This window comes from Streptococcus parauberis NCFD 2020 (assembly GCF_000187935.1).
Classification (GTDB): Bacteria; Bacillota; Bacilli; order Lactobacillales; family Streptococcaceae; genus Streptococcus; species Streptococcus parauberis.
This window is the reverse complement of record NZ_AEUT02000001.1, coordinates 667,762-680,499: the sequence shown is the minus strand read 5'-3', so window position 1 is coordinate 680,499 and position 12,738 is coordinate 667,762. Positions and strand designations below refer to the sequence as shown.

Here is a 12,738-nt window from a genome sequence, read left to right as displayed (position 1 = left end):
GGAAGCAATAAATTGAAAACAAAGTTCGCAGTAACTGTCACCAACAAGCAGTATTTAACACCATTGGACGAACTAAGGAATTTTAAAGATTGGTTAAATACTGATAATTATGTAGAGATTGGCAAAATGCTAAACGTTTCAGCAAATAAAGCTAATCGGTTATATAACGAGGAAGACTTACCAGACAAAAATGTTCTTACTCGTATGAGGAAATTAATGGAGGAAGTGGAATGATACCAAAATTTAGAGCTTGGGATAAGAATCAACAGATTATGCGTGGAGTTAGAGGTTTATTTTGGACAAAAAACAACCTCGCTGCACATTGCTCACCTATTGGTGATAAATTTGATGAATTTTTTACGACGATATTAAATGATGGTGAGTACCATTTGATGCAATCCACAGGTTTGTTTGATAAAAACGGAAAAGAAATTTTTGAAGGGGATATTGTTAAGCAAACATTTTCAATACCTAAGTTCAAAGGTGAACAGATAGTTGATGAAATAAAAGGTGTTGTCACATTTTTAGAAGGTAGTTGGTTGATTGTTGATGATAAAAATAAACAAGCAATATCGCTTTGGAGCGAAGTAGATGAGAATGAAGTCATCGGCAACATTTACGAACTAGAAAGCGTGGAAGAATGAACAACATTGAAATTAAAACACCACAAGATTTTTTGAATGCAACTATAATGGACCTTTTGGTTTATTTAAGAAATGACAACTCAACAGTGTGTACTGCTGAATTGACTGACAATGGTTCAGGTAGGAAGTTAGTAGTTACGCTGTCTTATAAAGAGGTGGAAGAATGAAAGAAAACAATAAAGCAGGAATGATGACTTTGCCAATTGACTATGCAAATAGAGCATTAGCAAAAGAAGAAATACTTGATGAACTTATTGAAAGAGAAATTGTTGAAGTTTATCAATTAGAAGAAATTGCAGAAGATAATCCGTTTTTGATGAATGCACTGAATTACGAGGTACAAGAATGACAGACTGGTTAGAAAATTTGTTACTCGCAGTGTTCCTGTTTATTATTTTTAGTCTTGGTGTATACATTTCTAATGTTTACTACCAACCACAAATCGACGGACTAACTAAACAACTAGATAGAACGCAGAAACAGCTTAAAAAAGTTAGTGAAGAATCAGCTGATAAGACTGCTAGGATTGCGGAATTAACGAAGAACGGAGGGTGAAGATGTCAGAAATTAAAATTTTAGATGCTTGTTGTGGCAGTCGGTTATTTTGGTTTGACAAAAATGAAAAACATACCATTTTTATGGATATCAGACAAGAGACATTTGACATTCATGGGAAGCATGTAAATGTTCAACCTGATGTTGTTGGAGATTTTAGAAATATGCCATTTGAAGACAATACATTTAACTTGGTTGTGTTTGATCCGCCACATTTAAAACATGTTGGCCAGAATTCAATTATGAAAGCACAGTATGGCCAACTTGATAAAGACAACTGGAAAGAAGATATTTCAAAAGGCTTTGAAGAATGTATGCGAGCTTTAAAAGTTGGTGGCACTTTAGTTTTTAAATGGTCTGATTGTCAGGTAAATGTAAAAGAGGTTTTATCAGCAATACCGTTTAGACCACTTTTTGGACAGCAACGAGGAACAACTCACTGGATGACGTTTATGAAATTTGAACTTACTGGAAATGGAGGATAGGGATGACAAGACAAGAATACGAAGTCGAGTATGAAAAATTACAAATGCGGGCATATACTGAATTGCTTATGCCTGATGAGTACGAAAAAGAACTAAGTAAACTTCTTAAACGATATTGTAGCGAGGCACAGCATGAACGAATTTAGAAGATTACACATCCTAAAACACGCATTAGAACATTATATTGAACGTGACGGTGCAAGTGAAAAAGACATAAACCAAGAAAAACGAGTGTTGGCAGATGTGGTAGATGACATTGAAATATTTAAAGAGCGAATCGATTCAGGTTGCGGAGGTGGTTGCTGATGAACGAATTTGAAGAACACCTTTATTACATTTTGAAGAAGAAAGAGGTAACAAATGAATAAAAAAGAAGCGAAAGAAGCTATTAAAGAATGCCAAAAAGGAACAGGTTTGGTTCCTGCAGGATTTGCAATAAATATATTAGACCAACTCGACCAACCAAAAACAGTCGTGCCGAAGTTTGTGGCTGAGTGGTATGAAGAGCATAAGGAAGATTTAGAATATGATTTGTATTTATATCAAATGTCAATCTATGATTTAAAACCAAAAAAAGATGACTTTTATTATTGGATGGAAAAAACAAATAATCCAGTTCGCAAACTAATCAACATGCACCAATTCGGCTACACAGTCGAAAAAGAGAAGTTGTATACAGTGGAGATTCCAAATCCGAATGATAAGCAAAAAGCTTTGAGACTTGAAAAATGGGTGGAAGGAAAAGTAAGAATTGTAACAACTTACTCAACTAATGATTTTACAAAGGGCATGTATTTAACCGAAGAAGAAATCCGCAAAGATTTTGACTGGGCGTTTAGATGGGCGAAAGAGGTGACGGAATGAGTTTATTTGATGAAGTAAAAGAATTAGGTGACGAAAGCCATGAGAAATGGTTTAATCGGTATTTTGATAAATGTAACCTTGAAGCAAAAATCAAAAAAACAGCTATGGAAGGGTACAACGCCTATCGTATCAATATTGGAAAAGAACCAGATAAATATCTTGCAAAAAGATTAGGTGACGAAAGGACAATTGATTTGCTTAAAAATCGGCTTGGTGAAGGTTTTAAAGTTGAAAAATTAAAAACAGAGTCTATTTATACTATTTTTGGTAATCATATGATTTTAGATAGATTTATTCTTATTTCGTGGGGTTAAAAGAAAGAGGACATAGAATGAATAAAGAGTTAGGAGTGTTGCAGTCAAAAATCGATGAGAATTATTACGTTCTGTGGAGAAGTAGGATTGGCTTTTTAGTTATGACACGAAATATCAATAAGGCACGTCGTATAAAACGCAAAGAAGCAGAACAGTTTCCACAGTTTGAATTTGTTCCGCTGTCAGAATTGGAGGAGTTGAAATGATATATCTAGTAAGAGGATATTTTAAAGATTTTGGAATGGACAAAGAAATCGAAGCTAAAAACGAGTATCATGCAGGTTTAGAATTTTTTGAACAAGTATATAATTTAGTTGGCAATTGCAGTAAAAATGACTTTAAAGGTTGGCTTACAATTGAATCAGTAGCTGAAATGGAGAAAATAAAATGAACGAACTAATTAAACCACTAGCAAAGATTTTAGATATATCAGCTAGTGAACTAGAGAAAATTGTAAGCAGTCTGAATATGAATGCACCACAGATTTATGAGCGGTTGTTACATGAATGGCAGTGGTATAGGTTTTTACAATCTATATCATGGTTAGGTGCATTAGTAATACCTTTGTTATTTATTCTTTTATGGGCGTTTACAAGTTTAGAGGTGGCCATTGATTTTAATAATGATGTTACAAGAGAAAAGGCGGTGCTCAAAAATACAAGTATATTGACAGCAGTTATTATTGTCGTTTGGTGCATAACCAGAGCATTAATTCCTATTCTATCACCGCATATTGATATGATTATGCAACTAAAATAACCAACAACGGTATCACGAGCGTTCGACTCGCTCGGTTGGTATTAACCGAAATTAAAAAAATGGAGGTCTCCTTACGTCATAAATACTAAATCTAACGGATATTATCGGTTATATCCTATTCAATAAGGCATCGTGAGAATTTCAATACGGATCGTGTGCCTGTCCGAAAATAAAAAAAGAAAAGAGGTATAGCTACTCCGATAAGACAACAAAAAGCGCCCCACGAAAGAGCGCCTTGGTATTAGTTCGTAACTATATTATACCATAAATGGGGGGGCAAATAGTGGGGAAACTTAGTATGTCGCAATTAAAAGCATTGGATGAATTACTATTCGAATATCCAAGTATTGAACATAAGATTGCAGTACGAAAACTGGAAGTAACAGATATTCCAAACGAAGACACAAACATAGGAGGTGGAAAAGCTAACCGCATTTCTAAACCAACAGAGAACATCATAGAACGGTGGGATAGTGATAAACGGTTAAATAGCTTATACGCACAGAAAGAAGCGATAGAGAGCACACTAGACACATTAGACGACGATTTAACAGAAATATTCTGGTTAAGATGGTCAAGAGGTAGTGTTAACTCATGGGAAGAAATAGCACAAAAAACATGTTACGACAGAGCTACAATATATCGTAAACGAGCTAGGATATTGGAAATCTTTGCAGATTATTATGGGATTATATAGCTTGCGACAAATACCGCTATTAGTCGCACTTGTATTACTGTATTATTGTATTATCGGAATAGTAAGAAGAGATAACAATTAACAAACTGGTCTACATATGATTAGACGATTACCATATAATAAATCGAACTTACTATTTGGTTGAGATAACTATCGGAAGTATCGCAGGTTCGAATCCTGCTATCTCAATTATTAATAAAGCGAAAGCTTTTGTAAGGGACGGGACATTAGTGTCGTTCTAGTTTTCTAGTCACTCATTGAGTGGCTTTTTATTATGGAGGAATTATGAAACATCCAGACTGGTTTAGGCAATGGCAAATAAAGTTTTACAATAATAAAAAAGTTTGGCATCCATTACGAAATAAAATCAGAAACGATAGACGGATGCGATGCGACATGTGTGGTAAGTTAATCAAAGGCAAGTCTATTGTCGACCACATCATAGAAATCACACCACAGAACTATATGGACGAGAGTATCACACTTAATGAAGATAACTTACAATTGCTTTGTTTTAAATGTCATCAAACGAAAACATTTGGAGATAAAAAAAATTTTAATTTAGATAATCGTTCCATTGATTTGTTTCATAACCCCCCTATGAAACGCTCGAAAACCGCGCCAGAATAACGGTTGTACTCCTCTTGTAAAACTCTCTCCCATTTTTTTTGACACTTGAAACAGAAAGGAGGTATAAATTGAAACTTGAAGAAGCTGCTGAATTGCTAAATATATCACGCACAACGCTATATAGATATAGGAAAAAGCTTGGCATTGTCTCTGAAACAAAAGATGATGTAGATGTAACTCACTTTGAACAACTAAAAAAGGAAGCTAGACAAACAGTAAAGTATACTAAAAAAATTGATTTAGACAAAATAATAGATGAAGCAGTTGTGAAAGATTTATACCTTTTAGAAAAATCTGATCCGTTTGAAGTGTTGCAGTTAAAAACTCAATTTAATAATAATAAAAAGTTAATTGATAGCTTGCAAAAAGAAATTGACTTGATGATTGCAAGTGGAGAGATACCTGACAAATTTATTCTAGACTCAATGGAAAAATTTCAAAAGCTAAACATGAAAATCATGTCTGACATTGAGAAAGTCAAACCACAAGCTGATAACTTATCCAATATGATAAAGGAGAAGTTAGCAAATTATGGTTAAAATGAAATACTTTGATAAATATGTTGAAATGGTTGAATCTGGGCTAATACCAGTATCAATTCCGACAAAACTAGAAATAGAACGTATCAAACGCTTTAAAAAGCAATACATTTTTAAGCAGGATGAAGCAGACAAGCGGATTAAATTCATCGAAGAAGAATGCAGCAACACAAAAGGCCAATCTGGGAAGTTGAAACTTGCCTTACCGCAAAAAGTTTGGTTAGAAAGTGCGTGGGGTTTCTATCACGAGGCTTTAGTCACTAAAACAAATCATGATACATTAGAAGAATACCAAATTACAGAAGAAAGGCGCCTTATTCATGAGGTGCCTATTATTGTTCCTCGCGGTACTGGTAAAACAACATTAGGAAGTGCCATCGGTGAAGTTGGCCAGATAATTGATGGGGAATATGGAGCTGACATACAACTACTTGCCTACTCACGAGAGCAGGCAGGATTCCTATTTAATGCTTCTAGGGCAATGTTGTCTAACGAGGATAGTTTACTCTATTACATGCGTGAAGCTGATGTTATACGCTCTACTAAACAAGGTATCTTATACGAAACGACAAATAGTTTGATGTCGATTAAGACATCAGACTATGAAAGTCTTGATGGTACTAATGCGCATTACAATATCTTCGATGAAGTACACACATACGACGATGACTTTATAAAAGTTGTTAATGATGGTTCAAGTCGTAAGCGTAAAAACTGGATGACTTGGTACATATCAACAAATGGTACTAAACGAGATAAGTTATTTGATAGGTATTATTCATATTGGATGGATGTCTTAACAGGTAAAGTCACAAACGATAGTGTCATGCCTTGGATATATAAGCTAGACGATGTGTCAGAAATCAACAATCCTGATTTGTGGATGAAAGCAATGCCTTTGCTTGGGATTACTACCGAAAAAGAAACTATCGCACAAGATATCGAAAGCAGTCGTAACGATCCAGCAAAGCAAGCTGAATTGATGGCTAAGACTTTCAATTTGCCGATTAATAATTACCTTGCTTATTTCACAAACGACGAATGTAAAGGTTGGATAGATAAGTTTGATGCTAGTTTATTTAAAGGTGATGAGGATAAGACTGCAAGATGTGTCTTAGGTGCCGACTTGTCAGATGTAAATGACATATGCTCAATTTCATTTATGATTGTGAATGGAGAAGAAAGACAATATATCAATAAAAAATACATGCCACGACAAACAATCGATAGTCTACCACGAGACCAGCAACTGAAATATCTTGAATGGGAAACTAAAGGTTTACTGCATATCCACGAATTAGACTACAACGACCAGCGTTATATCTTTGATAACTTGCGTGAGTTTATGAACGAACAACACATATTACCGATAGCGGTTGGATATGACAGATGGAATGCTAAAGAGTTAGTGAGACTGTTTAATGATTATTATGGTGATATCTGTTACGACGTACCGCAGACAGTCAAAAATTTATCTTCTCACTTAAAAGTTTACAAAGAAAAAGCGAAGATGGGTAAAATCATTTTTGATGATGAGGTATCGACATGGAATCACTCAAATGTAATGGTTAAAGTGGATGCTAATGGAAATATTTTTCCAAATAAAGCAAAAGCCAAAGACAAAATTGACGTATTCGCTAGTCAGCTAGATGCATTTATTGTCTATGAGCAACATAGGGAAGATTTAGCTTATTACTATGAGTAGAAAGGGGGTGATAAAAGAAGATGGACTTAAAAGAAATTTTTAGACGTATATTGAGACGAGATAGACGACAATCAACAGATGTGTATCTGAGACGCTCACAGAATTACTATAAGCGCAACTCAATCTATTTGGATAACATTTATAACAAGATATCGACAGATGTTGCTATGCTTCGTTTTAAGCACGTAAAAGTGACTAGACATGAGAATGCGGTTGATGAAATGCAGTGGTTTGAACAAAGCGATTTAGCACAAGTGTTAACTGTATCTCCAAATGACCACGACACACCTATTGTTTTTTGGTCGGATGTTGTCCGAACGATGATTAAAGAGGGAGTTGCAGTTGTTGTGCCACGTTACGAAAAAGGCGTGCTAACAGAAATTCATTTAGCAAACAAGGCTTATGATTGGGGGACACACTCAGTTAAGTTACGTATTGATGATTTTGACATTGAACTGGATATCAATAACGTTTGGATATTTAAAAATCCTAAACAAAATTTATCAGTACAGTTAAATCAAATCACAAACATCATTGATGCAAACTTGATGACAATCTCAAACAAGCTTGATGAACAGAATTCATGGCTCAAAGGTTTTTTAAAACTTGGTACTAAGGCAGCAGACAAAGAACTGCAAGATCGCGTTAAAAAGCGTGTTGAAAGCATGATGGAAACTGCTCAAAATGGTGGTATTGGCTATTTGGAACAAGGAGAAGAATTCCAAGAATTACAGAACGTTTATTCATCAGCAAGTAGTGATGATTTAGAATTCTTAAAATCTCAATTATATAACGGTTTCGGAATTAACGAAAAGTTATTTACTTGCGACTACACCGAAGAACAGTATAGAGCTTACTTCTCAAGCGTGTTGAAATTGTACCAACGTGTTATTGATGAAGAAATTAATCGTAAATATTTTAGTAAGACTGCACGAACGCAAGGACACAAGCTAGTTGTTTACTTTGACATGACAGATATTACCAGTCTCAAAGACTTGTCAGAATTTACGTTCAAGGCTAAATATTCTGGGCTTATGAACTCAAATGAATTGCGTGAAATGTATCTTGGCTTACCGGGATATGTCGGCGGTGAAGTATTTGAAAGTAACAAGAATGCAGTTCAAGTCGGAGCAGAGAAAGGAGGTGATACTTAAATATGGAAGTACTAAAAAAGAATTTTAAACTAAAAGCATTAGAAGAAGATTCAGGCTATCACTTTGAGGGGTATGGTTCTACTTTTGGGAATGTTGACAGAGATGGCGACATCATGGAAAAAGGTTGTTTTGATAAGTCGCTTAAAGCAAGTAATTCAGTTCCGATGTGTTTCAATCATAATCAGAATATTGTCTTAGGTCGATTTGATTTAGAAACAGATGAAAAAGGTCTTTTAGTAAAAGGCTTTTTTAATTTGAATGATCCTGAAGCTAAAAAAGCTTATGACCTTATGAAAATGGGTGCTTTAGATTCATTCTCAATTGGTTTTATAGTTAAAGATTATGAAACAATTGACAATAAGTCAATGTACAGTGGAGTAAAAATCAAAGAAGCAGAATTATTAGAAACATCTATTGTAACTGTGCCAGCTAATCCAAGTGCGACAGTTAGCGCAGTTAAATCTCTTGATATTGCTAACACAATCAAAAAGGAATTTGATAAACAAGAATTAATTAAGAAATTGGAAGGTATTTAAATGAACTTACAAGATAAGCGTGAGGCTTTAGAAACCAAGCAAACAGAACTTGCTTCGGTTAAAGAAAAAAGCCTAGAAAACGCTACGAAATTAAAAGCAGTAACCGTTGAAGATGACGCATACACTGCACTGAAAGAACAAGCAGATGGACTACTTGCTCAAGCAGAAACACTTAAAACAGAAATTGACGCATTGGATGCCGAAATTACTTCGGACGAACAAGCGCTTGAAGAAGCTACTAAAAAATTAAACGAAACTAACAACATTAAGGAGAAAACAATGACTGAATACTTAAAAACTAAACAAGCTGGATTAGATTACGCCAAATTACTTGCTGATAATCAAGGTGTATCAAGCAAATCACTTGCTAATATGTGGGAAGAAAACCTAAAAGCTAAAGGTGTTACAAATCTTGAAGCAGTATTACCAGAACCAGTTTTACTTGCAATTGAGAACGCATTTGAAGACTATCAAGGTGTCTTAAATCACGTATCTAAAGATCCTCGTTATGCTGCTAAAATCACTCTACAAACTGTTAAAAACTTTGCTAAAGGTCACTTAGCTGGAAAAACTAAGAAAGATACAGATATTAATTTCGTATCAATCGCAATCAACTCAGCAACAGTTTATATTAAACACGCATTTGAATATGCTGACCTTAAAAAAGATGTCAACGGTGTTTACTTTAATCATGTAATGCAAGAGTTGGCACAAGGATTTATTCGTGCAGTTGAGCGTGCAATTGTGATTGGAGACGGTTTAGCACCAGAAGATGAAGATAAAATTACCGAAATTAAATCAATCGCTGAAGAAACAGAAGCTAACCTTTTTGCAACACAAGCAATTGACACATCTGTGGCAGAATTTACAAATACTCAATTTGAAGCATTGGTAGCTGGACTTGACCAAATTATGGCAAGCGGTACTCCAATTATCATCACTTCAAAAGCTGTAGCACGTAAAATGAAGCTTGCAAAAGATTCAGAAGGTCGTTATATGGACTTACAACCGTTCGCACCGATTTCGTCAAACGGTGGTCAAATTGCTGGTTACCAAGTTTTTGTTTACGACTGGATGAATGAAGCTACAAATCCAATAATTGCATTTGCTGACAAGGCATACACATTAATCGGTGATAATGTATCAGCTGACCGATTTGAAGATTATGACGTTACAATTAACCGTCGTCACATCGAGCTTGCATCCGTAATGGGTGGTCGTTTATCAGCATTCAAAGGTGCAGTTAAATTTACTGAACAAGCTTAGTCAGGAGATTAACCTATGGCAATCTTGGACGATTTAAAAGAGCTGTTAGAGATTGACCTTGAGGAACAAATCTATGACAAACAGCTTTTACTATATGCAAATGGGGGTATTGCTTACTTAAAAAATAATGCAATACCAGTCACACGCATAGACAACACAACAGATAAATGGAGTGGCCTAAAAGATGACGATAGTGATATCGTCATTCAATGGCTACATTTATACTGTTTGCAGCGCTACGACAGAACGTTAATGTCAAGTAGCGGAACTACTCAAGAATGGATAGATAGCGAAATGAGTAACCTCATTATGCAATTAAAAGTGAGATATGATCGTGAGGTGATTTGATGAAATCATCAAGAACATCATTAATACTTGTTTATAACAAACGTATTGAGGTTGAAAAAGGTGTTTACGAAAATAGCTTATCAGAGAAAAAAGTCAAGGCGGAAGAAGAACAGGTATTCCAAGCGAGACGAGATAAGGCTATGGCTGAAGGTTACGTCATTACAGCACGCTTCATCGTGCGTGATGGCTTAAAAGAAGATAATCTAGACTATGCTAAATGGAAGGGTAAAAAATACAAAATCAATTCCATTAATCCAATGGTCGATAAACACTTTATGATAATTGAGTTAGGAGAGTTGATTTAATGGCTAAAAAGTTTTTTACAAGAAGTCAGATACAAGATATCCTAGAAACCAATAGTCTGAAATCCGATGTCTATTATCTCGAGAGAGAAGAAACATCATCACCAGACAATGTTATTGTGTACTATCGTTTATCACCAAACAAAAGCCTTTTTGCTGATGATACTATCCACATTAAAAAAGTAATGGTACAAGTTACACATTTTCACAAAAAGAAATTAGACAACATACAAGACTTGATGTTGTCTTTTTTTAATTGTGAACCTTTAACACACGATGTTAAGCAAATTGATACAGATTATTTTGCGACACATTATCGTTTTGAAATATTAACAAAAGGAACTTGGTAAATGAGTACAGGAAGCGTAAAGATATCACCACTTAGATTCGATATATCAGGACAAGTAAAAGAATTAACGAAAAAACATGCAGAGAATACTGCAAATGATATACGTAGTAGAAGTCCTAAACGTGCAAATGGTGGTGAGTATGCGAATGGATGGACAGATTTTCCGATTACCGACTCGACTTATATTGTCGCTAATACCGGAAAAGAAAAAACGTTAACACATTTATTGGAATTAGGACACGCTAAAAAAAACGGTGGTTTTGTAGCACCACAAGAACATATCAGACCAGCTTATATGGTTAACAAGGAACGCTACTTAGAAGAATTAAAGTCTATTAAATTAAACGCTAAATAAAAGGAGAAAATATGACTTATACATACGACAAACGAGAAGTAGCACACGGTAATGCCTTTGGCTTCTTTGCTAAAATTTCGCAAGCAGTAAGCGGTGGGTTAGAAATTGGTACACCGCACGAATTTACAGGGTTACGTGCTAACTCATTTGAGACATCACAAGAATCAAATGCTTACTATGCAGATAACGTAGAACATGTACGTTTGCAAGGTGCGAAGACAACAGAAGGCACTATCACAACTTACCAATTTCCAGAACAATTTATTTTAGATCACTTAGGGAAAACAAAAACATCATCAACACCACCGGCACTTATCGACACAGGTGTAAACTCTAACTTTGTTTGGGGATATGCTGAAACTGTAACAGATGCCTTTGGTGGAGAAGTTGAAGAATTCCATATCTTCACAAATGTTAAGGCATCAGCTCCAACATCATCATCAAAAACAGATGAAAGTTCAGTTGAACCGAAAGAATTTGAAATCCCATGTACTGCTTCGCCGAATACATTTATTAAAGATAGTAAAGGTAAGTCGGTTACAGAAATTGTGTGGCGTGATGATTCTGAAGGAACAGTACGAGGTAAGATTGATGAATTATTTGCTGAATCAGAGCCTACTACTGTATTAGATCTAATCACTGAAGCAATTACAGGAGCATAAAATGATTAAAAAAGAACTAACAACAATTGATTTTGATAGTTCTGGGAATGATGTAGAACGCACTATCTTAGTGCGTTTTCTTTATTCTTTGAAGGCTATTAAATTATATGAAGAACGCTACCAAACTAACTTCTTTGCAGAGTACGAACAAGCAGTAAAACGCTTTGGTGAAATGTTTAAAGGTGTTGATATTGCTAAAATGAGCGAACTATCACCAGAAGAACAAACACAACTTTTACCAATCATGGCTGACAAAGTAATTCTTAATTTCTTAGCAAGAGCAATTCCATGCATCTATGGAGAAGTCGAAAACGGTAAGTTTATTCAATCTACATTTACCGCCGAAAATGCTGAAATGTCAGATTGGTTTGGTGAATTACTAAACGTGCAATTTTTAGGCGAAATCATGCGTGAGTTTTCAAGCAATAGTAAGAATGTACCTCAAGATAAAAAAAAGCCACAAAGGAAGTAATCACTTCTGAAAAACTATATAAAGTTATTTTTGAATTACGTGTGGATGTGGACTGGGCAGAACAACAACATTTTAATTATTTAATGAGTCTATTCAGAGAAA

At 35.0% G+C, this 12,738-nt stretch carries 26 protein-coding genes; all 26 read left to right on the top strand.

Going from position 1 to position 12,738, the window contains the following annotated elements; translation table 11 throughout:
• Positions 1 to 12: 12 nt before the first annotated feature.
• The 26 genes from SPB_RS03410 (at position 13) to SPB_RS03300 (ending at position 12,636) form a co-directional block, all read left to right on the top strand.
• Positions 13 to 234, top strand: coding sequence for a hypothetical protein (locus SPB_RS03410; protein ID WP_003103392.1), 222 nt, complete (start codon positions 13 to 15; stop codon positions 232 to 234).
• On the top strand, positions 231 to 644 hold the full coding sequence (locus tag SPB_RS03405; protein ID WP_003105806.1) for a YopX family protein: 414 nt from the start codon (positions 231 to 233) through the stop codon (positions 642 to 644). Before SPB_RS03410 ends, SPB_RS03405 begins: the two co-directional genes overlap by 4 nt.
• The gene (locus SPB_RS11335; RefSeq protein ID WP_003104852.1) at positions 641 to 811 is read left to right on the top strand and encodes a hypothetical protein; all 171 of its coding nucleotides are present in this window, start codon (positions 641 to 643) and stop codon (positions 809 to 811) included. Before SPB_RS03405 ends, SPB_RS11335 begins: the two co-directional genes overlap by 4 nt.
• Positions 808 to 993 (top strand): hypothetical protein, encoded by a 186-nt coding sequence (locus tag SPB_RS03400; protein ID WP_003105876.1) that lies wholly within the window; start codon positions 808 to 810, stop codon positions 991 to 993. The genes SPB_RS11335 and SPB_RS03400 overlap by 4 nt, the downstream gene beginning before the upstream one ends.
• On the top strand, positions 990 to 1,199 hold the full coding sequence (locus tag SPB_RS03395; protein WP_003103351.1) for a hypothetical protein: 210 nt from the start codon (positions 990 to 992) through the stop codon (positions 1,197 to 1,199). The genes SPB_RS03400 and SPB_RS03395 overlap by 4 nt, the downstream gene beginning before the upstream one ends.
• A gap of 2 nt (positions 1,200 to 1,201) precedes the next feature.
• Positions 1,202 to 1,684, top strand: coding sequence for a class I SAM-dependent methyltransferase (locus tag SPB_RS03390; protein WP_003103476.1), 483 nt, complete (start codon positions 1,202 to 1,204; stop codon positions 1,682 to 1,684).
• Positions 1,685 to 1,686: 2 nt separating this feature from the next.
• Positions 1,687 to 1,830, top strand: coding sequence for a hypothetical protein (locus SPB_RS11330; RefSeq protein WP_003105692.1), 144 nt, complete (start codon positions 1,687 to 1,689; stop codon positions 1,828 to 1,830).
• Positions 1,817 to 1,990, top strand: coding sequence for a hypothetical protein (locus SPB_RS11325; RefSeq protein WP_175282146.1), 174 nt, complete (start codon positions 1,817 to 1,819; stop codon positions 1,988 to 1,990). The genes SPB_RS11330 and SPB_RS11325 overlap by 14 nt, the downstream gene beginning before the upstream one ends.
• 54 nt (positions 1,991 to 2,044) lie before the next feature.
• Positions 2,045 to 2,548 (top strand): DUF1642 domain-containing protein, encoded by a 504-nt coding sequence (locus SPB_RS03385; RefSeq protein ID WP_003102618.1) that lies wholly within the window; start codon positions 2,045 to 2,047, stop codon positions 2,546 to 2,548.
• Complete coding sequence (locus SPB_RS03380) at positions 2,545 to 2,862, top strand: hypothetical protein (protein WP_003105087.1); 318 nt, start codon at positions 2,545 to 2,547, stop codon at positions 2,860 to 2,862. The genes SPB_RS03385 and SPB_RS03380 overlap by 4 nt, the downstream gene beginning before the upstream one ends.
• 17 nt (positions 2,863 to 2,879) lie before the next feature.
• Positions 2,880 to 3,068: a hypothetical protein gene (locus SPB_RS03375; RefSeq protein ID WP_003105853.1), complete on the top strand. Its 189-nt coding sequence runs from the start codon at positions 2,880 to 2,882 to the stop codon at positions 3,066 to 3,068.
• Positions 3,065 to 3,253 carry a hypothetical protein gene (locus SPB_RS03370; protein WP_003105940.1) on the top strand — a complete coding sequence of 63 codons (189 nt, stop codon included), beginning with the start codon at positions 3,065 to 3,067 and terminating at the stop codon, positions 3,251 to 3,253. Before SPB_RS03375 ends, SPB_RS03370 begins: the two co-directional genes overlap by 4 nt.
• Positions 3,250 to 3,621, top strand: a complete 372-nt coding sequence (locus SPB_RS03365) for a hypothetical protein (protein WP_003103237.1) — start codon at positions 3,250 to 3,252, stop codon at positions 3,619 to 3,621. The genes SPB_RS03370 and SPB_RS03365 overlap by 4 nt, the downstream gene beginning before the upstream one ends.
• A 283-nt stretch (positions 3,622 to 3,904) precedes the next feature.
• Entirely contained in the window at positions 3,905 to 4,318 is a 414-nt protein-coding gene (locus SPB_RS03360) for a DUF722 domain-containing protein (protein WP_037621130.1), read from the top strand.
• A gap of 285 nt (positions 4,319 to 4,603) precedes the next feature.
• Positions 4,604 to 4,948 (top strand): HNH endonuclease signature motif containing protein, encoded by a 345-nt coding sequence (locus tag SPB_RS03355; protein WP_003104001.1) that lies wholly within the window; start codon positions 4,604 to 4,606, stop codon positions 4,946 to 4,948.
• A gap of 68 nt (positions 4,949 to 5,016) precedes the next feature.
• On the top strand, positions 5,017 to 5,487 hold the full coding sequence (locus SPB_RS11215; protein ID WP_003105315.1) for a helix-turn-helix domain-containing protein: 471 nt from the start codon (positions 5,017 to 5,019) through the stop codon (positions 5,485 to 5,487).
• Entirely contained in the window at positions 5,480 to 7,192 is a 1,713-nt protein-coding gene (locus tag SPB_RS03345; protein WP_003104576.1) for a terminase TerL endonuclease subunit, read from the top strand. The genes SPB_RS11215 and SPB_RS03345 overlap by 8 nt, the downstream gene beginning before the upstream one ends.
• 20 nt (positions 7,193 to 7,212) lie before the next feature.
• Complete coding sequence (locus tag SPB_RS03340) at positions 7,213 to 8,346, top strand: phage portal protein (protein ID WP_003102369.1); 1,134 nt, start codon at positions 7,213 to 7,215, stop codon at positions 8,344 to 8,346.
• A 2-nt stretch (positions 8,347 to 8,348) separates the two neighbouring features.
• Complete coding sequence (locus SPB_RS11210) at positions 8,349 to 8,882, top strand: HK97 family phage prohead protease (protein ID WP_003103816.1); 534 nt, start codon at positions 8,349 to 8,351, stop codon at positions 8,880 to 8,882.
• Positions 8,883 to 10,148, top strand: coding sequence for a phage major capsid protein (locus SPB_RS03330; RefSeq protein ID WP_003104604.1), 1,266 nt, complete (start codon positions 8,883 to 8,885; stop codon positions 10,146 to 10,148).
• A gap of 15 nt (positions 10,149 to 10,163) precedes the next feature.
• Positions 10,164 to 10,496: a phage head-tail connector protein gene (locus tag SPB_RS03325; RefSeq protein ID WP_003105866.1), complete on the top strand. Its 333-nt coding sequence runs from the start codon at positions 10,164 to 10,166 to the stop codon at positions 10,494 to 10,496.
• Positions 10,496 to 10,801 (top strand): hypothetical protein, encoded by a 306-nt coding sequence (locus tag SPB_RS03320; RefSeq protein WP_003103155.1) that lies wholly within the window; start codon positions 10,496 to 10,498, stop codon positions 10,799 to 10,801. Before SPB_RS03325 ends, SPB_RS03320 begins: the two co-directional genes overlap by 1 nt.
• Positions 10,801 to 11,148: a hypothetical protein gene (locus tag SPB_RS03315; RefSeq protein ID WP_003104288.1), complete on the top strand. Its 348-nt coding sequence runs from the start codon at positions 10,801 to 10,803 to the stop codon at positions 11,146 to 11,148. Before SPB_RS03320 ends, SPB_RS03315 begins: the two co-directional genes overlap by 1 nt.
• Positions 11,149 to 11,502 carry a hypothetical protein gene (locus tag SPB_RS03310; protein ID WP_003105636.1) on the top strand — a complete coding sequence of 118 codons (354 nt, stop codon included), beginning with the start codon at positions 11,149 to 11,151 and terminating at the stop codon, positions 11,500 to 11,502.
• A gap of 11 nt (positions 11,503 to 11,513) precedes the next feature.
• The gene (locus SPB_RS03305; RefSeq protein ID WP_003104810.1) at positions 11,514 to 12,164 is read left to right on the top strand and encodes a hypothetical protein; all 651 of its coding nucleotides are present in this window, start codon (positions 11,514 to 11,516) and stop codon (positions 12,162 to 12,164) included.
• 1 nt (position 12,165) lies between these two features.
• Positions 12,166 to 12,636, top strand: coding sequence for a hypothetical protein (locus tag SPB_RS03300; RefSeq protein WP_003105321.1), 471 nt, complete (start codon positions 12,166 to 12,168; stop codon positions 12,634 to 12,636).
• Positions 12,637 to 12,738 lie beyond the last annotated feature (102 nt).